General features: G+C 72.5%; 11 protein-coding genes and 1 pseudogene. 11 read left to right on the top strand and 1 reads right to left on the bottom strand.

Annotated elements, in window-relative coordinates:
- The 6 genes and pseudogenes from OKJ99_RS40785 to OKJ99_RS40760 form a co-directional block, all read left to right on the top strand.
- Window positions 1-237, top strand: a pseudogene (locus OKJ99_RS40785) (hypothetical protein); the annotation flags it as partial.
- Between the two features lie 44 nt (window positions 238-281).
- A complete protein-coding gene (locus OKJ99_RS40780; protein WP_326023588.1) occupies window positions 282-1,484 on the top strand; it encodes a cysteine desulfurase-like protein in 1,203 nt (400 codons plus the stop codon).
- 82 nt (window positions 1,485-1,566) lie between these two features.
- A complete protein-coding gene (locus OKJ99_RS40775; protein WP_326023591.1) occupies window positions 1,567-2,259 on the top strand; it encodes a GntR family transcriptional regulator in 693 nt (230 codons plus the stop codon).
- Window positions 2,260-2,351: 92 nt separating this feature from the next.
- The gene (locus OKJ99_RS40770; RefSeq protein WP_326023586.1) at window positions 2,352-3,878 is read left to right on the top strand and encodes a hypothetical protein; all 1,527 of its coding nucleotides are present in this window, start codon (window positions 2,352-2,354) and stop codon (window positions 3,876-3,878) included.
- Window positions 3,879-3,939: 61 nt separating this feature from the next.
- Entirely contained in the window at window positions 3,940-4,833 is an 894-nt protein-coding gene (locus OKJ99_RS40765) for a hypothetical protein (RefSeq protein ID WP_326023584.1), read from the top strand.
- 36 nt (window positions 4,834-4,869) lie between these two features.
- Entirely contained in the window at window positions 4,870-9,507 is a 4,638-nt protein-coding gene (locus OKJ99_RS40760; RefSeq protein ID WP_326023583.1) for a coiled-coil domain-containing protein, read from the top strand.
- A gap of 35 nt (window positions 9,508-9,542) precedes the next feature.
- Here OKJ99_RS40760 and OKJ99_RS40755 read toward each other — a convergent pair whose 3' ends face one another.
- Window positions 9,543-9,995 carry a hypothetical protein gene (locus tag OKJ99_RS40755; protein WP_407700867.1) on the bottom strand — a complete coding sequence of 151 codons (453 nt, stop codon included), beginning with the start codon at window positions 9,993-9,995 and terminating at the stop codon, window positions 9,543-9,545.
- Window positions 9,996-10,385: 390 nt separating this feature from the next.
- Between OKJ99_RS40755 and OKJ99_RS40750 the strand changes: the two genes are divergently transcribed.
- From OKJ99_RS40750 to OKJ99_RS40730, 5 genes are read left to right on the top strand one after another with little or no spacing between them, the layout of a single operon-like run.
- Window positions 10,386-13,202, top strand: coding sequence for a nitrate- and nitrite sensing domain-containing protein (locus OKJ99_RS40750; protein ID WP_326023581.1), 2,817 nt, complete (start codon window positions 10,386-10,388; stop codon window positions 13,200-13,202).
- A complete protein-coding gene (locus OKJ99_RS40745; protein WP_326023580.1) occupies window positions 13,199-13,636 on the top strand; it encodes a roadblock/LC7 domain-containing protein in 438 nt (145 codons plus the stop codon). Before OKJ99_RS40750 ends, OKJ99_RS40745 begins: the two co-directional genes overlap by 4 nt.
- Window positions 13,637-13,645: 9 nt before the next feature.
- The gene (locus OKJ99_RS40740; RefSeq protein ID WP_326023579.1) at window positions 13,646-14,041 is read left to right on the top strand and encodes a DUF742 domain-containing protein; all 396 of its coding nucleotides are present in this window, start codon (window positions 13,646-13,648) and stop codon (window positions 14,039-14,041) included.
- Window positions 14,042-14,095: 54 nt separating this feature from the next.
- Entirely contained in the window at window positions 14,096-17,752 is a 3,657-nt protein-coding gene (locus OKJ99_RS40735; protein ID WP_326023578.1) for a hydantoinase B/oxoprolinase family protein, read from the top strand.
- Window positions 17,749-18,351, top strand: coding sequence for a GTP-binding protein (locus OKJ99_RS40730; RefSeq protein WP_326023577.1), 603 nt, complete (start codon window positions 17,749-17,751; stop codon window positions 18,349-18,351). Before OKJ99_RS40735 ends, OKJ99_RS40730 begins: the two co-directional genes overlap by 4 nt.
- Window positions 18,352-18,361 lie beyond the last annotated feature (10 nt).

Below are 18,361 nucleotides of genomic sequence, written 5' to 3'. Positions count from 1 at the left end.
TGGGTCGCGCGGCGCTGCGCCGACCTGCTGCCCCAGCTCCTGGCGCTCGCCGCGGACGAGGTGCGGCACGATGTGCGCGGCACCGGCGCCCGTCTCGACCTGCGGGCCTCTGCCGGGGTCGCGGCGGCGCTCGCCTCGGTCGCGGGTCTGGAGGTGCCGCCGCGGGCTTGCGATCATGTGACGGGAGCCGCGGGAGCGACTCCCGGCACGAGCCAGCCGTGCGAGGTCTGCCCCTGACCGGAGAAGGCCCCGCATCGCCTACGCACCATAGGAGTTGAGCCATGGCCCTCGACATCGCCGCCATCCGGGCACAGATCCCCGCCCTGAAGTCCGGCACGGCCCGCTTCGACGCGCCGGGCGGCACCCAGACCCCCGCGCCGGTCGTCGACGCCGTCGCCGCCGCACTGACCGGGCCGATGGCGAACCGGGGGCAGACGACGGAGGGCGAGCGCCGCGCCGACGGGATCGTCGTCGAGGCCCGTGCGGCGCTGGCCGATCTGCTCGGCACCACGCCAGGAACCGTCGCGTTCGGGCGCAGCGCCACGCAGCTCGTCTACGACCTGTCCCGGACGCTCGCCAAGACCTGGCGGCCGGGCGACGAGGTGGTCGTCACCCGGCTCGACCACGACTCCAACATCCGCCCGTGGATCCAGGCGGCCGAGGCGGCGGGCGCCACCGTGCGGTGGGCCGACTTCGACCCGGAGTCGGGGGAGCTGCGGCCGGAGCACCTCAAGGCGGTGCTCTCGGAACGTACCCGCCTGGTGGCCGTGACCGCCGCGTCCAACCTGATAGGCACGCGTCCCGACCTGCCGGCCCTGGCCGCCCTCACCCACGAAGTGGGCGGGCTGTTCCACGTGGACGCGGTGCACTACGCCTCGCATGCCGTGGTCGACCTGGCGGCGCTCGGCGCGGACACGCTGGTCTGCTCGCCCTACAAGTTCCTCGGCCCGCACCTGGGCGTCCTCACCGGCCGCGCCGAGCTGCTCGAGTCGCTGCGCCCCGACAAGCTGCTGCCGTCCAGCGACGCCGTACCGGAGCGCTTCGAACTCGGCACTCTTCCTTACGAATTGCTGGCGGGAGCGAGGGCTGCCGTGGACTTCCTCGCGGACCTTTGCGCGGGCGCCGGCGGCAGCCGCAGGGAGCGCCTCGTCGCCTCCTTCGCGGCCCTGGAGGAGCACGAGGACGCACTGCGGCAGCGCATGGAGCAAGGGCTCACGGACCTCGATGGCATCACCCTGTACTCGCGCGCGGAGCGACGCACCCCGACCCTCCTGTTCACGGTCGAGGGCCGGAGCCCGGCCGAGATCTCCCGGCACCTGGCCGACCACGGCATCGACGCCCCCGCAGGTTCCTTCTACGCGGTGGAGGCCTCCCGGCGGCTCGGCCTCGGAGACGCGGGCGGCGTCCGCGTGGGCCTCGCCCCCTACAGCAGCGCGGAGGACGTGGAGCGGCTGCTCGCGGCCCTGGAGGCGGTCCTGTCCTGAAGCGTTCGCGGGTGTCGTTGAACGATCCGCCGATACCAACGTTGTCTCGTTCCTGGAACTGCGCTTGAATTCGGCCGTGGCCATGGACGAACTCAACGCCCTCGCGGACGATCGCGCGCTGCTGGGGCGCACCAGCACCGCCGAGCGCGTCGCGGACATCCTGCGGAACCGGATCGCGGAAGGCTACTTCCCGCCCGGCACGCGCCTGTCCGAGGACAGCATCGGAGGCGCCCTCGGCGTGTCGCGCAACACGCTGCGTGAGTCGTTCCGGCTGCTCACGCACGAGCGGCTGCTCGAACACCAGCTGAACCGAGGGGTCTTCGTACGCGTCCTGAGCGTCGACGACGTCGAGGACATCTACCGGACGCGGCGCATGATCGAGTGCGCCGTCGTACGGTCCCTGGGAGACCCGCCGTACGCCCTCGACCGGATCGCCGGAGCCGTCGCCGACGGACAGCGGGGGGCCGAGCTGCGCGAGTGGAAGAGCGTCTCGACCGCCAACATCCACTTCCACCGCGAACTCGTCGCCCTGGCACGCAGCGAGCGCACCGACGAACTGATGCGCAGCGTCCTGGCCGAGCTGCGTCTCGCGTTCCACGTCGTGGACGACCCGCAGCGCCTCCACGAGCCGTACCTGGCGCGCAATCTGGAAATCGTGGAGATGCTGCGCGAGGGGCGCAGGGACACGGCTGAGACACTGCTCGGCGAGTACCTCGACGACTCCCGCGAAGGGCTGGTCGAGGCATACCGGCAGCGGATGCCGAAGGACGGGTAGCGGCCTTTCGCGGCTCGTCGCCGGCAGGCCCGAAAGCCGTCGCATCTGCGCCGTTTCGACCGTTGTCAGACCCAGCGCATACCCTGTGCTCCGTGACTTCGCCTGCCAGCACGGAATCCGTTCCGCCCCAGCTCAGCGCGGGGCCGCGCCCGGCACCGGGCCCGGCCGCCGACGAAGGGCTCGCGCGCCGCCTTCGCGCGCTCGCGTGCACCGCGCCGCTGCACGATCTGGACGTGCGCAAGGCCAATCTCGCGGGCGAGTACTCGACGTACGGGATGGCGGAGGTGGCGCTGTCCGCCATCGACCTCGTCACACTGAACATGGACTTCGACACGGGCGCCGACCACGAGCAGATAGTGGCCAGGCTCGTGCCCCGCATCGCGGCACAGACCCCACAGCGCCCCGCCGCCGAGCACGAGCGCGTGGCCCGCTGGGTCCTGGAGAACCTGATCAACGTCGGCAGCGTGGACCGCGGCTTCCGCGCCGTGTACGGCACGTTCGCGCCGGACGGCTCCTACGTACGGCGTGACTACGACTTCAAGCTGATCGAGGAAGTCCCCGGCTACGGGGGCAGCGTCTACCTCCGCACGACGGACGAGGCGGTGAACGTGCTGGTCGGCGCCCTCGACACCGACGTCACCAGCGCGCAGATCGCCGCCGAGGTCAAGCTGGAGGTGCTGATCAGCCGCGGCCGGCTCGCGGACGCGCAGCTCGCCGCCGAGCAGGCCAGATACCGGACCGTGCAGTACTCGGAGACGCTCCGCAAGGCGCTGGACGCGACGCGGCGCAACGTGCGCGCCGTCGACTGGCTGCAGGCCGTGCCCGACATGATCGCCGAGGCGCTCGACCACGTCGCGGACCGCTACCGGCACGAGAACGCGATCCTGACGAACATCCGCAAGGCCCGTGACGAGTCGGAGGACCAGGAGCACAAGCGCCGCGCCGCCGAGCTCGTCGACATCGTCAAGGACTGCATCCGCCGTCACACGCAGCTGCAGTCGCGCCTCCTGGAGGCGGGCCCGCTGTTCCGCGCCGAGCAGGACCGGCAGGCCTTCACGGCGCCCTCCGCGCGCGCGGGCCTCGATCTGTACGGGCAGCTCCTGGCGCCGCTGCTGCCGCTTCCGGTGGAGAGCGCGACCAAGGCGACCGACGCCTTCTTCGCGCGCGGCACCGGGCTGCGTACGCCCGTGTCCGTCCGTGTCGGCGACCTGGTCGACATCCTGCTCACGCCCCCCATGGAGCGCGAGCACCTCGGTGTGGAGATGCCCGAGCCGGACCTCATCGCCACGCCGGACGACAGCCGGTTCAGCGAGGAGCAGCTCGCAGTCGCCATGGAACTCCTCGACCTGCCGTCGGACGCGCCGCGCCGACTGTCAGGGCTGCTCGCCGACGCCCGCAGGCGCGATACCGAACTGCCCTACCTGGTGGCCCTGTTGGCGGTCCACGCCGCGAGCCCGCCGGTCGGCACCGCCTACCGCCAGGGCGAGGAGAAGCTGCTCTTCGCCGTGGACGACGGCGCGGAGCTCGACGACCCGGAGTTCGGCGGCGCCGACCTCATCGTGGGCACGGCCCTGCTCGACGCGGTCGGGATGGCCGCGGACCGGACGGAGGCCGCGTGATGCCGACCTGCCTCCCCGTAGAACACGTAGAACACGCAGAACGCATGAAGGAGCACCACCCGTGACCGAGTACGCCGAAGAGCACGCCGAATGGGGCGAGCCCGACGCTTCGGGCTCGGTCAGGGTCCAGGCGCCCGTCACCCCGGCCGATGCCGCCGACGCGGCACGGCTCGTCTCCTTCGGCCTCCAGCCGAAGCTGCAGCCCTCCCGTGACCAGGAGTACGGCGAGCTGCTGCGCCGCTACCGCGAGGACCCGCCCTTCGCGCGGCTCGCCGACGCCGTGGCCACCGGGCTCGGCCTCGTCGTCCTGGAGGTGTCCGCGCGCGCGGGGATGGCCGTGACCGCCGCCGAGGACTCCGTGTTCGCGGTCCGCATGGGCGACTACGCGCGCCGGACGGCCGCCGACTCCACCGACCGCTTCCTGCACGGCCTCGCCCATCTCGCGGTCGCCGCGCTCGCCTTCCCGCGCCCCGAGGACCTCGCCGACGACGGCTACATCGGCCGCGTGAGTGTCAACGGCGTGGACGCCTTCGTCCGGCAGGCCTGCCGCAAGCTGGAGGAGCGGGCCGAGGAGACCGGCGAGAACACCGACCCGGCCACCGAGGCCCCCGGGCTCGAGGCCGCCTGGCGGATCTGGGCGCGGCGCAGCTCCACAGGAGCCACCAAGGACACGCGCCGGCTCGCCAGTTCGACGACCGGCATCGTCGGCAAGGCCGTCGCGTTCCTCACCGACTCCGGCTTCCTGCAGAGAACCGGCGACGACTCGGGCGGCACGTACCGCACCACCGCCCGCTACCAGCTCCAGGTCCGCGACATGGCCGGCACGGCCGCGATGGCCGAACTCCTCGAGCTCGGGGTCGTCCCCGTGACCGACGGGTCCGCGAGCCTGGTGCCGCCGATGGACGAGGACGCCGCCGGGCTCGCCGCCGACGCGGGCCTGCCGTTCCACTCCTGACCTTCTGAACTTCCGTACCTACCACGAGAGTCCGCCATGTACGAGCTGTCCCGGATTCGCCTCTACTCCATCGGGCCCGCCGGTGCACGCTACGCCGACACCGTGCTTGACCTGCGGGGCGTCGGCGAGCCCGTGCCCGACCCCGCCCCCACCCAGGCGGAGTTCTTCGAGAACGAGCCCGTCGGCCCGCCGCGCCGCCCCGCGCCGGCCGGTGTGCTCTTCCTGGAGAACGGCGGCGGCAAGTCGGTCCTGCTCAAGCTGATCTTCTCGGTCATGCTGCCCGGCCACCGGAACACGCTGGGCGGCGCCAGCTCCGGAGTGCTGCGCAAGTTCCTCCTCGCCGACGACTGCGGACACGTCGCCCTGGAGTGGCAGCACACGCTCACCGGCGAGTGCGTCGTCGTCGGCAAGGTGAGCGAGTGGCGGGGGCGGCAGGTCTCCAACGACCCGCGGAAGTTCGCCGAGGCCTGGTACTCGTTCAGGCCGGGCCCCGGTCTGAGCCTCGACTCGCTGCCGGTCGCCGAGGCCAGCGCCGTACGTCCCGCCTCCGAGGGTGCCTCGGGCGCACAGGGGCGGCGCCGCACCATGAAGGGCTTCCGTGACGCGCTGACGGAGGCGGGCAAGGCGTACCCGCACCTGGAGGTGCACTGGGAGGAGATCCACGACCGGTGGATCGAGCACCTCGGTGACCTCGGCCTCGACCCCGAACTCTTCCGCTACCAGCGGGAGATGAACGCGGACGAGGGCGAGGCCGCGGGCCTCTTCGCCGTCAAGAAGGACTCCGACTTCACCGACCTGCTGCTGCGCGCCGTGACCGACACGCGGGACACGGACGGCCTCGCCGACCTGGTGAGCGGGTTCGGGAACAAGCTGGGACGACGCGCCGAGCTGATGGCCGAGCGCGACTTCACCGCGGGCTCCGTCGACCTGCTCACCCGCATCGTGGAGGCCGCCGACGCGCGGGCACGCGCGCGTGACATCCACGCCGCCGCCGAGCGCCGCACGCGCACGCTCGCCCGCCGCCTGTCCGCCCGCGCCGCCGTCGAGCGCGGCCGCACCGGGGAGCTGGCCCAGCAGGTCACCGCCGCCGCGCACACCGTCACCGAAGCGGAGTCGGCGCGCGAGCGCAGCTCCCTGATCGCCGCCGAACTCGCCTACCGCCACGCCTCCTTGGCGCTCGCCGGAGCCGAGAAGGCCGCCGCCGCACAGAAGCGTGAGCTGGCCGACGCGCGCAACCTCCACTCCGCCTGGCAGGCAGCCGAGGCCGTCCTGCGCCACCGCGCCGCCGCGGACCGCTCCGCGCGCGTGGCCGCCGCCATCCGCGAGGCCGAGCGCGACGCCGCCCCCGCGCTCGCGGCCCGCGCCAAGGCCGCGTCCGAACTCGTCAGGGCCCTGCACAGTGCGGCCGAGAAGTCCGAGGTACACGCGAACGAGGAGGAGGAGCGCTCCGCCGTCCTCCAGGAGGCGGGCGAGACCGCACACTACGACGCCACGACCGCCGCCACCGAGGCCCAGCGCGCCCGCAGCGAACTCGGCCACCTGCGCCAGCGGCTGACCGAGGTCGAGCAGGAGACCGCCGAGGCCGTGCGCGCCGGGTGGATCGACGACAGCGAGCCCGACGCCGACCCGGCCCGCGCCGCGCTCGCCGCGGCCGACGCGGAGAAGACCACCGTCGCCGCGTGGGACACCGCGCGCGAGGCCGCCCGCCGGGCCTCCGAGCACGCGCGCGAGGCCGGTGCCGTCGAGTCGCGCGCCGAGCTCACGGCGGCCCGCGCCGCCGACGCCGCGAGCGCCGCGGAGCAGGCCCACCAGGTGGAGGCGCGGGCCGCCGCCTCCCTCGCGGGGGAGGAACGGCTGGCCGAACTGCTCGGTGTGGGCGGGCGGTCCGACGCCGGCGGGGCCGAAGGGCAGGACGCGTCCGGCGGCCGGGACGGTGAGGCGTTCGGAACCTCCGAGGGCACGCTCACCGCCGAAGACCTGGACCGCGCAGCCGACGACCTGAAGGCGCTGCTCGACGGCACGGTGACCGCTGCCGAGCGGCAGCTGTTCGAGCTTCGTACGGCCGCCGCCGACGACTCCCGGATCCTGGGCGCCCTGGGTGACGGCGGCCTGCTCCCGCCGGGCCCCGACGTGCTGGCCACCGTCGAGTTCCTCGGTGAGCACGGCATCCCGGCCCTGCCGGGCTGGCGCTACCTCGCCCAGTCCGTCGATCCGACCGACCACGCGCGCGTGCTCGCCGCCCGGCCCGAGCTCGTCGACGGCGTCGTGATCACCGACCCGGCGGCCCATGAGCGGGCCCGGGAGGCGCTCGCCGGTGCGGCCCTGCTGCCCCGCTCCGCCGTCGCCGTCGGCACCGCCGCCGCGCTGCTCGCCCCGACCCCGGCCGAGAACGCGTCCGACGGACACGGCTCCAGCGTTTTCCTCGTACCGCCGAACCCGGCCATGCACGACGAGCACGCCGCCGACGAGGAGCGGCAGGCGCTGCGCGAGCGCGCGGCCCGGCGCGACGAGGAGATCCGGGCGCTCGCCGGGCGCCTCGCCAAGGACCGCGAACTGTCGGCGCGCCTCACGTCCTGGCGCTCCGGCTGCCCCACGGGCCGCCTCGCCGAACTCGCCGCAGCGGCCGGTGAGGCCCGTACGTTCGCCGAGGAGTCCGAGGCCGAGCTCGCCGAGGCCCGCACCCTGCGCGCCGAGGCCGACGAGTCCGCGGCCGAGGCGACCCGCGTGCGCGACGAGCGCCAGGAGGCGGCGCAGAAGGCCCGCCGCGCCGCCGACGCGCTCGCCGGACTCGCGTACCGCCTGCGCGAGCGCGCCGGCTGGCAGGTGAAGGTCCGCGAACTCGCCGACGAGGCCGTCGAGTCGGAGGCCCGTGCCCAGACCTGCCTGGACCACGCGCGCTCCGCCGACGAGGACCGCCGCGCCGCCCAGCGCTCCGCCGACGACGCCCGCCGCACCGCCCGCACCCTGCGCGCCGAGCGTGCGGAGATCGCCGGCGCCCCCGACGACGTACCGGAGGGAGCGGCCCCCCAGACGTCTCTGCCCGCACTGCGCGAGGCCTACCGGGCCGCGTCCCAGCTCTACGAAAAGGTGGGCGTCGGCGCCGACCTGCGGTCCGAGCAGGCCCGCGCCGAGTCCGACGAGTCCGCGGCGCTCGCCGACCTGGACCGACTCAGCAACAAGGTGCGCACCCGCGCCGCCACCCTGCTGGAAACCTCCGAAGGCGCCGACGGCCCCTCCCGGCAGGCCGCCGCCGCCCGCGCCGAAGAGCTCGTCCAGCTCCTGGAGACCCGCGCCTCCACCGCGAGCGAGCAGCTCGGCCGGCTGCGCGGCGAGGCCGAGCGGCACGCGCCGGAGGACGGCGACGCACACACGGAGCTGCCCGAGGACGTGGTCCCGTCCGACACCGAGCACGCACAGACCCTGCTGCGCACGGCCACCACTGAACTCGCCGTCCGCACCGACGCGCTGACCAGCGCCCGCGCCGCCCACGCCGAGCTGCTCGACGCGCACCGTGCCGCAGAGGACGGGGCCGGGGGCTTCGACGAGACCGCGGCGCTCCTGCGCGACCTGCTGCGCGACCACGCGGACCCGTCGGAGGAGCAGGACGAGCCGGAGCCCTACCCCGGCCCCCTGGACGAGGCCCGCCAGGCGGCGGCCGAGACCCGGCGCTCGCTGCGCGGCTGCGCCGCCGACCTGTCCGCGGCAGAGGCGGCGGTCCGCGAGGCGAGCGACATCCTCGTACGGCACGCGAACTCGACGCGGTACGAGCAGGTGCGTACGCCCGCCCGCCAGCAGATCCGCGAACTGCCCGCGTCCGCCCTCCCCGAGCACGCGCAGAAGTGGGCCGACGCGTTCGCGCCCCGGCTGCGCGTCCTGACCGACGAGCTGGCCCAGCTGGAGCGCAATCGCGACTCGATCGTGGACCGGCTGCGCGGCCTCGTGGAGTCCTCGCTCGCCACTCTGCGCTCCGCCCAGCGCCTGTCCCGGCTGCCCGAGGGGCTCGGCGAGTGGTCCGGACAGGAGTTCCTGCGGATCCGCTTCGAGGAGCCCGACCAGGCCACGCTGGTCGAGCGGCTCGGCGAGGTCATCGACGAGGCGACGAGTGCGGCCGTGAAGAAGAACTCGGACCTGCGCCGCGACGGCATGTCCCTGCTGCTGCGCGGCGTCAGCGCGGCACTCCAGCCCAAGGGCATCGCCGTCGAGATCTTGAAGCCGGACGCGGTGCTGCGTGCCGAGCGTGTTCCCGTCGGACAGATGGGCGACGTGTTCTCCGGCGGTCAGCTGCTCACCGCGGCCATCGCCCTGTACTGCACGATGGCCGCGCTGCGCTCCAACGACCGGGGCCGCGACAAGCACCGCCACGCGGGCACGCTGTTCCTCGACAACCCGATCGGCCGCGCCAACGCCACGTACCTGCTCGAACTGCAGCGCGCGGTGTCCGACGCGCTCGGTGTGCAGCTCCTCTACACCACCGGCCTGTTCGACACGACGGCGCTCGCCGAGTTCCCCCTCGTGATCCGGATGCGCAATGACGCGGACCTTCGGGCGGGCCTGAAGTACATCAGCGTGGAGGAGCACCTGCGTCCGGGCCTGCCGCAGCAGGACCCCGACGGCGAGACGGTGCACGGCGAGATCACGGCCACGCGCATGTACAAGAGGCCTGTCGAAGGCTGACGTCCGACCGCGCGGCAGGGCGGCGGCAGGGCGGCTCAGGAATGGGTCAGCTGCCCGGCCCTGCCGCGCCTGCGTATGTTGACCGAGTCGGGCCGCGCGACGCCGCGCCGTGACCTCGCAGCACGGCGTGCCTGGCGGCGCTCCTTGCGCAACTGCCGGGCCGTGCTGGCCGGGACCGAGACGACGCCGTGCCGCTGGTTCCACACCTGGCGCGTCACCCAGACGTCGAGGACGCCCCATGTCGCCACCACCGTGCTCCCCACGCTGCTGAGCACCATGGGGAAGGCCAGCCAGGAGTCGGCCAGCGTGCAGAGCACGGCGATCATGGCCTGGACCAGGGTGAGCGCGACTATGAGGACGGCCCGCACCGCGGACGTCCGTACAGGATCGGGCATCCGGCGCCGACGCGCCGGCTCATCGATCCACAGCCCACTTCGCTCCGCCGTGCCCATCGCCACGTCACTCCCCACCGCTCGTGGGCCCTCAATGACCCTCAAGCCGATGCCCCCGCACCGGCACTGCACAGTGACTGCCCGAATTGCCGTGCTTTACGCCGTCGGGTCGCCCCTCCATTGATGAAGACGAACGGCGGGCCGGGAAGATTCCCCTTTTGCTGAACTCGCCTGCTCCGGGCGGGCGGTGCGCAGGATTCCGGCCAACTCTTCGCAGGGGCGGGTCGATTGTGATCGTTGTCGATGCGGGCCGAGGGCGGAGGGAATCTCCCGCAATGCCGGACAACTCGTGATGTCAGCACCCCAGTTCATCCGGACACCATCCGGACGGGTCTTCGAGTTGCTCCAGTCTCAGTAGTAGGCTCGCGCCGTTTGTTGACGCACATGTGTGCCCCTGAAGGCAGAGGGGTCGATCTGGGGGAGGCCATGCGCTTTCGCGGGAAGTCCATCCGCCGGAAGATCGTGGCGTTGCTGCTGGTGCCGTTGCTGTCCCTGACCGCCATCTGGGCCTTCGCCACGGTGATCACGGGGCGCGCCGCCGTCCAGCTGATATCCGCGGGCCAGGCGATCGACTCGATCGCCTACCCGCTGGTCGCCACGAGCCGTTCTCTGCAGGCGGAACGCCGCCAGACGCTCGTCTATCTCGCCGATCCCCGGGCCTCCGACGCCCAGTCGGCGCTGCGGGCCAAGCGGACCGCGGCCGACGAGTCGATCACCCGGATCAAGGAAAAGGTGCGCGACGGCGAGATCCGCGACGACCTGGACGGCGACGCCCGGGTCTCTCTCGACACCGCCGTCGAGGGACTGGAAGGCATCGCGTCGCTTCGTGGGAACGTCGACGAAGGCACCGTGACCCGCGCCCAGGCCCTCGAGTTCTACAACCGCCTCATCGCGCCGTCGTTCGACTTCCTGCTCGACCTCACGGCCCTCGACGACGCGAAGGTGGAACGCCAGGCGCGCGCCCTCATCGGCGTACTCAAGGCACGTGAACTCCTGTCGCAGGAGGACGCCCTGGTCGGCTCGGGTCTCGTCGCCCGCCGGTTCACCCAGCAGGAACTGCGGCAGGTCTCCGACCTCGTCGCCCAGCGTTCCCTCCTCTACGAGAGCAACCTCGCGCTCCTGCCCGACTCCGAGCGCTCCCGCTATCAGCGGTACTGGAAGAGCCCGGGCACCAACCCGCTGCGCACCGCGGAGGAAGCGGTCGTGAACGGCTCACCCGGCACACCGAGCGGCGTCACCGCGCGGAGCTGGGACAAGGCCTCGCTGTCGGTGCTCGACGAACTCGTCGACCGGGACACCGCCGCGACCGAGCGCTACCAGGACCGCGCCCGCCCGGAGGCCATCGACGTCCTGGTGCGGGCCGGGGTCGCCGGAGTGCTCGGTCTGCTCGCCCTGCTCTTCTCCCTGTACCTCTCCGTACGCATCGGCCGCGGGCTCGTCCGCGACCTGCGCCGGCTCCGTCTGGAGGCGCACGAGGCCTCCGGTGTGCGGCTCCCTGGTGTGATGCGCCGCCTCGCCGCGGGGGACGACGTCGACGTGGAGACCGAGGCGCCGCGTCTCGAATACGACAGGGACGAGATCGGGCAGGTCGGCCAGGCGCTCAACACCCTGCAGCGATCCGCCGTCGAAGCCGCCGTCAAGCAGTCCGAGCTGCGCCGCGGCGTCTCCGAGGTGTTCGTCAACCTCGCCCGGCGCAGCCAGGTCCTGCTGCACAAGCAGCTGACCCTGCTCGACACCATGGAGCGCAGGACCGAGGACACCGACGAGCTCGCCGACCTGTTCCGCCTCGACCACCTCACCACCCGGATGCGCCGCCACGCGGAGGGGCTGGTGATCCTGTCCGGCGCCGCCCCGTCCCGGCAGTGGCGCAGACCCGTCCAGCTCATGGACATCGTGCGGGCCGCCGTCGCCGAGGTGGAGGACTACGAGCGCATCGAGGTACGGCGGCTGCCACGGATCGCCGTGACGGGACCGGCCGTCGCCGACCTCACCCACCTCGTCGCCGAACTCCTGGAGAACGCCACGGTGTTCTCGCCTCCGCACACCGCCGTGCAGGTGGTCGGTGAGCGCGTCGCGAACGGCTTCACCCTGGAGATCCACGACCGCGGCCTCGGCATGGCCCCCGACGCGCTGCTCGACGCCAACCTGCGCCTCGCCGAGACACCGGAGTTCGAACTCTCCGACACCGACCGGCTCGGCCTCTTCGTGGTCAGCCGACTCGCCCAACGGCAGAACATCCGAGTCTCCCTCCAGCCGTCGCCCTACGGCGGCACCACCGCGGTGGTCTTCATCCCGGACGCCCTGCTCACGGACGCCCCCGACACCGAGGGCGCCGGCTTCCGCCTCGACCGGCCCAACGCGCTGCGCCGCACGGCCCCGTCGGTGACCCAACCGAAGCCGAGCACCGTGGCCGGGCTGCCCGGTCTGCCGGCCTCCGTGCTCAACGGGCCGGTCGAGCTGGAGCCCCCGCTGACGACCTCCGACATGACCCGGTTCCCCGGAGCCCTGGGCGACGAGGACAGCGAGCGCGGCGGTCTGTTCCGCCCCCGCCGCGCTGTGGCCGGGCCTCCCGGTGAACAGCACCAGCAGGCCGAGGACGACGGCGCCGGGGCCGGTGGCACGGACGACTCCCACCGCACGGACGACTCCCACCGCATGGGCGGCCCGTGCCGCCCCGGGGACCGCGACGCGCAGGATCCAGCAGCCGGTCCGGAGGGGCCGCTGCCGCTTCCGCGCCGACGCGTGCCCAAGCTCGTCAGTTCGCACGGCAGGCCCGTGACCCACGACCGGCCCGGGGCGGCCGACCGCGCCGCATCCGAACCGGGCGAGCGGCACGACCGGGGCAACGGCGACGGGCGGCTCGACACCCCGGCCGGCCTCCCCAGGCGCCGCTCCCGTGCGGTCGAGGAAACCGCGGCCCCGCGCGAGACCCCCGGGTCCGCAGCGGACGCCCAGCAGCCCGGCACGCCCACCACCACTTCCGGCGGCCTGCCCCGCCGCGTCCGACAGGCCAATCTGGCCCCGCAGTTGAAGGACGGCCCGGACCTGCGCGGCGACAGCACGGCACCGGCCGAAGACAGGACTCCCTCCGCACAGCCCGCCGACCGGGACGCCGACGAGGTGCGCAGCCGTATGGCATCGCTCCAGCGCGGCTGGCGGCGTGGACGTGTGGAGAACACCGCGGGCGATGAGCGCGCCGACGGTACAGCACGAGGAACGAACTCTGAGGGGGACGGTCGATGACCGCGCCGAAGGCCAATGCGCAGACCACCAACGGTGTTGTCGGCGAGCTGAACTGGCTCCTGGACGACCTGGTCGAGCGCGTCGCCGGTATCCGCAAGGCGATGGTGCTCTCCGGCGACGGGCTGCCGACGGGTGTCTCCGAGGGACTCAGCCGCGAGGACAGCGAACACCTCGCCGCCGTGGCCTCCGGATTCCACAGCCTCGCCAAGGGGGTGGGCCGGCACTTCGACGCGGGCGGGGTTCGGCAGACGGTCATCGAACTCGACGAGGCCTTCCTGTTCGTCACCGCGGCGGGGGACGGCAGCTGCCTCGCGGTGCTGTCCGACGCGGACTCCGACGTCGGCCTCGTCGCCTACGAGATGACCCTGCTGGTCAAGCGCGTCGGAGTGCACCTGGGGACGGCCCGGCGCACGGACCTGCCCGCCGGAGGGTAGTGGATTGGCATGAGACCAGACGGTCAGGAGACGCATCACTGGTTCGACGACGACGCGGGTCCCGTCGTGCGCCCGTACGCCATGACACGCGGCCGCACCACCAGCGCGGGCCGGCACCGGCTCGACCTGATCGCTGTCGTCGTCGCCGAACAGCATCAAGGCGACGCGGCGACGGACCAGACGCTGTCGCCGGAACACGTCGACATCGTCGAGCTCTGCCAGGACGCCCCGCAGTCCGTGGCCGAACTGGCCGCGGGGCTCGATCTCCCGATAGGGGTGGTGCGCGTCCTCATCGGGGATCTCGTCGATGACGAACTGGTCCACGTGACGCGGCCGGTTCCACCGGCGGAACTGCCCGACGCGAGTATTCTCCGCGACGTGATCGACGGCCTCAGAGCGCTCTGATCCGACAGCGGAGCCTGCGGGGCACAGGAACGGGGCGGACGGCGGGAGACACACGTGGCAGGCTGGCAGTTCTGGATCGACCGAGGCGGCACCTTCACGGATGTCGTGGCCCGGCGGCCCGACGGCCGCCTGCTCACGCACAAGCTGCTCTCCGACCATCCCTCGCGCTACGCCGACCCGGCCGTCTTCGCGATCCGCGAGCTCCTGGGCGAGGGCGAAGGCGCGGAGTCGGCACCCGGGGGCGGGCCCGGCGATCTGGTCGATTCCGTCCGCATGGGCACCACGGTCGCCACCAACGCCCTCCTGGAGCGCCGCGGCGAGCCGACCGCCCTCGTCATCACCCGCGGCTTCCGCGACGCCCTGCGGATCGCCTACCAGAACCGGCCCCGCATCTTCGCCCGCCGCATCGAGCTGCCCGAACTGCTCCACGAGCGCGTCATCGAGGTGGACGAACGGGTGGACGCCCAGGGCGAGGTGGTCACCCCACTCGACCTGGGGTCCCTCGAAGCCTCGCTGCGCAGGGCCTACGAAGACGGCATTCGGGCGGTGGCCGTCGTCTGCCTGCACAGTCACCTCCACCCGGATCACGAGCGCGAGATCGGCGCCCTCGCCGAGCGCGTCGGCTTCCCGCAGATCTCGCTGTCCAGCGAGGTCAGCCCGCTCATGAAGGTGGTGCCACGGGGCGACACGGCCGTCGTCGACGCCTACCTGTCGCCCGTCCTGCGCCGCTACGTGCGCCAGGTCGCCGAGCAACTCCCCGACGTGCGGCTGATGTTCATGCAGTCCAACGGAGGGCTCGCCGAGGCCGGGCAGTTCCGTGGCAAGGACGCCATCCTGTCCGGGCCCGCGGGCGGCATCGTCGGCATGGCCCGGATGTCGGGGCGCGCGGGCTTCGACCGCGTCATCGGCTTCGACATGGGCGGCACCTCCACGGATGTCTCGCACTTCGCGGGCGAGTACGAGCGGGTCCTCACCACGCAGATCGCCGGAGTGCGGCTGCGCGCGCCCATGCTCGACATCCACACCGTCGCGGCGGGCGGCGGCTCCGTGCTGCACTTCGACGGCAGCCGCTACCGGGTCGGACCCGACTCGGCCGGCGCGGTGCCGGGACCGGCGTGCTACCGGGGCGGCGGCCCGCTCACGGTCACCGATGCCAACGTCGCCCTCGGGCGCGTCCAGCCGGCCCACTTTCCCCACGTGTTCGGCCCCGCAGGAGACCAGCCGCTCGACGACGGCCTCGTACGCGAGCACTTCGCCGACCTCGCCACGGAGATCCGTGAAAAGACCGGTGACGCGCGCACTCCGGAGCAGGTGGCCGAGGGCTACCTCCAGGTCGCCGTGGCGAACATCGCCAACGCCGTGAAGCGGATCTCGGTGCAGAAGGGCCACGACGTCACCCGCTACGCCCTCACCACCTTCGGTGGTGCCGGTGGTCAGCACGCGTGCAAGGTCGCCGCAGAACTCGGGATCCGGACCGTCCTCGTACCGCCCATGGCCGGCGTCCTCTCGGCGCTCGGCATCGGGCTCGCCGACACCACGGCCATGCGGGAACAGTCCGTCGAGGCCACCGTCGACGCCTCCTCGATGCCGCACATCCTCAAGACGGCCGACGACCTGGAGAGCGCCGCACGCGAGGAACTGCGCGCCGAGGACGTCCCGGAGCAGCGCATTCGGATCGTGCGCAGGGCCCAGCTCCGCTATGACGGCACGGACACCGCGCTCACCGTGGAACTCGCCGAACCCGACGCCATGACCCGCGCCTTCGAAGAACGTCATCGCGCTCACTACTCCTTCACCCTGGACCGACCGCTCGTCGTCGAATCACTCTCCGTAGAAGCCACTGGCCTGACCGATCCCCCCGATCTCTCTCATCTCGCACCCCGTACCGCCGCCCCCACCGCCGCCGCGACCGTCCGTCTGCACACCGGCGGAACCTGGCGCGACGTACCCCTCCACCACCGGGACAGGCTCCCGCCCGGCGAGCCCGTCCCGGGGCCGGCGATCATCGCCGAGGACGGCTCGACGACCGTCGTCGACGACGGATGGCAGGCGACCCTCGCGGACGACGGGCACCTGCTCATGGAACGGTCGGCGATTACAGAGAGTTCCGATCTCGGTACGGAAATCGATCCGGTTCTGCTCGAGGTCTTCAACAACCTCTTCATGTCGATCGCGGAGCAGATGGGCGCTCGGCTCGAGTCCACCTCGCAGTCCGTCAACATCAAGGAACGACTGGACTTCTCCTGCGCGCTCTTCGACCCCGACGGCAGCCTGGTCGCCAACGCCCCGCACATTCCCGTGCACTTGGGCTCGATGGGCACCAGCGTCAAGGAGGTCATCCGCCGCCGCGGCTCGGCCATGCGGTCCGGTGACACCTACGCCGTCAACGATCCGTACCACGGCGGCACGCACCTGCCCGACGTCACCGTGATCACCCCGGTCTTCGACACGGACGGTGACCGGATCCTGTTCTACGTCGCCTCGCGCGGGCACCACGCCGAGATCGGCGGCATCGCCCCCGGCTCCATGCCGGCGAACAGCCGCACCATCGACGAGGAAGGCGTGCTCTTCGACAACTGGCTGCTCGTGGAGGCCGGCCGGTTCCGTGAGGAGGAGACGCTGCGCCTGCTGACCGAGGGGCCCCACCCCTCCCGCAACCCGCGGACGAACCTCGCCGACCTGCGCGCCCAGATCGCGGCCAACCAGAAGGGCGCCGACGAAGTCGCCCGCATGATCGACAACTTCGGCCTGGACGTCGTGCTCGCCTATATGAAGCACGTCCAGGACAACGCCGAGGAATCCGTACGACGCGTCATCGACGCCCTCGAGGGCGGCGAGTTCAGCTACGAGACCGACTCCGGCGCGGTCATCCGTGTGCGCGTGAGCGTGGACCGCGACCAGCGCCGCGCCACCGTCGACTTCACCGGCACCTCCGACCAGCTCTCCACGAACTTCAACGCTCCGTTCGCCGTCGTCAACGCCGCCGTCCTGTACGTCTTCCGGACGCTCGTGGGCGACGACATCCCGCTCAACGACGGCTGCCTGCGCCCGCTGGACATCATCGTGCCGCCCGGGTCCTTCCTCTCGCCCCAGCCGCCCGCCGCGGTCGTCGCGGGCAACGTGGAGACCTCGCAGGCCATCACCGGAGCCCTCTACGGGGCCCTGGGCGTGCAGGCCGAGGGCTCCGGGACGATGAACAACATCACCTTCGGGAACGCGCGGCACCAGTACTACGAGACGGTGGCCTCCGGCTCCGGCGCCGGGGACGGTTTCCCCGGCGCACCCGTCGTACAGACCCACATGACCAACTCGCGGCTCACCGACCCCGAGGTCCTCGAATGGCGGCTGCCCGTCCTCCTGGAGGAGTTCGCGGTGCGGCGCGGCAGCGGGGGAGCGGGCCGCTGGCCGGGCGGCGACGGTGCCGTGCGGCGCATCCGCTTCCGCGAGCCGATGACCGTCTCCACACTGACCCAGCACCGCAGGGTGCCGCCCTACGGGATGGCGGGTGGCGCCCCCGGAGCGCTCGGCGCCAACTCCGTGGAGCGCGTGGACGGTACCGTCACCCGCCTCGACGGAAGCGACACGACCGACGTGGCCCCCGGCGACGTACTCGTCGTCGAAACGCCCGGAGGCGGCGGCTACGGGCCGCCCGAGGCGAGCAGCAGTACCCGAGACAGCGACACCAGCAAGGCAGGAGAGACACAGCCATGATCTTCGGGCGATCTGAACGCCGAAAGACCCCCGTCGAGCCGGTGACGCTCAAGATCCTGGTGGCAGGTGGCTTCGGCGTGGGCAAGACGACGCTGGTCGGCGCGGTCAGCGAGATCCGGCCGCTGCGCACGGAGGAGGTCCTGACAGAAGCGGGCCGCCCCGTGGACGACATCGCGGGCGTCGAGCGCAAGAGCACCACTACGGTGGCGATGGACTTCGGCCGGATCACGCTCCGCGACGACCTCGTGCTCTACGTCTTCGGTACACCGGGGCAGGACCGCTTCTGGTTCCTGTGGGACGAGTTGGCGACCGGCGCGCTGGGAGCGGTCGTCCTCGCGGACACCCGCCGCCTGGAGGACTGCTTCGCCGCGGTCGACTACTTCGAGCGGCGCTCCATACCGTTCATCGTCGGCGTCAACTGCTTCGACGGCGCCGCCCGCCACCCGGCCGACGCGGTCCGCCAGGCGCTCGACCTCGACCCGGACGTCCCCGTGGTCCTGTGCGACGCGCGTGACAAGGAGTCGGTGAAGGACGTGCTGATCGCTGTCGTCGGCCACGCGGCGGAAGCCGCCGAGCACAGGCAGCCCGCGGCGACCTGAGCACGCACAG

Source organism: Streptomyces endophyticus (assembly GCF_035798155.1).
Classification (GTDB): Bacteria; Actinomycetota; Actinomycetes; order Streptomycetales; family Streptomycetaceae; genus Streptomyces; species Streptomyces endophyticus.
This window is presented reverse-complemented; position numbering and strand designations above follow the sequence as displayed.

Excerpts from the sequence above, each read along its gene's own strand:
- OKJ99_RS40780 (WP_326023588.1), top strand. The coding sequence starts at position 282 with ATGGCCCTCGACATCGCCGCCATCCGGGCACAGATCCCCGCCCTGAAG.
- OKJ99_RS40745 (WP_326023580.1), top strand. The coding sequence starts at position 13,199 with ATGACCGCGCCGAAGGCCAATGCGCAGACCACCAACGGTGTTGTCGGC.
- OKJ99_RS40740 (WP_326023579.1), top strand. The coding sequence starts at position 13,646 with ATGAGACCAGACGGTCAGGAGACGCATCACTGGTTCGACGACGACGCG.
- OKJ99_RS40760 (WP_326023583.1), top strand. The coding sequence starts at position 4,870 with ATGTACGAGCTGTCCCGGATTCGCCTCTACTCCATCGGGCCCGCCGGT.
- OKJ99_RS40775 (WP_326023591.1), top strand. The coding sequence starts at position 1,567 with ATGGACGAACTCAACGCCCTCGCGGACGATCGCGCGCTGCTGGGGCGC.
- OKJ99_RS40730 (WP_326023577.1), top strand. The coding sequence starts at position 17,749 with ATGATCTTCGGGCGATCTGAACGCCGAAAGACCCCCGTCGAGCCGGTG.
- OKJ99_RS40750 (WP_326023581.1), top strand. The coding sequence starts at position 10,386 with ATGCGCTTTCGCGGGAAGTCCATCCGCCGGAAGATCGTGGCGTTGCTG.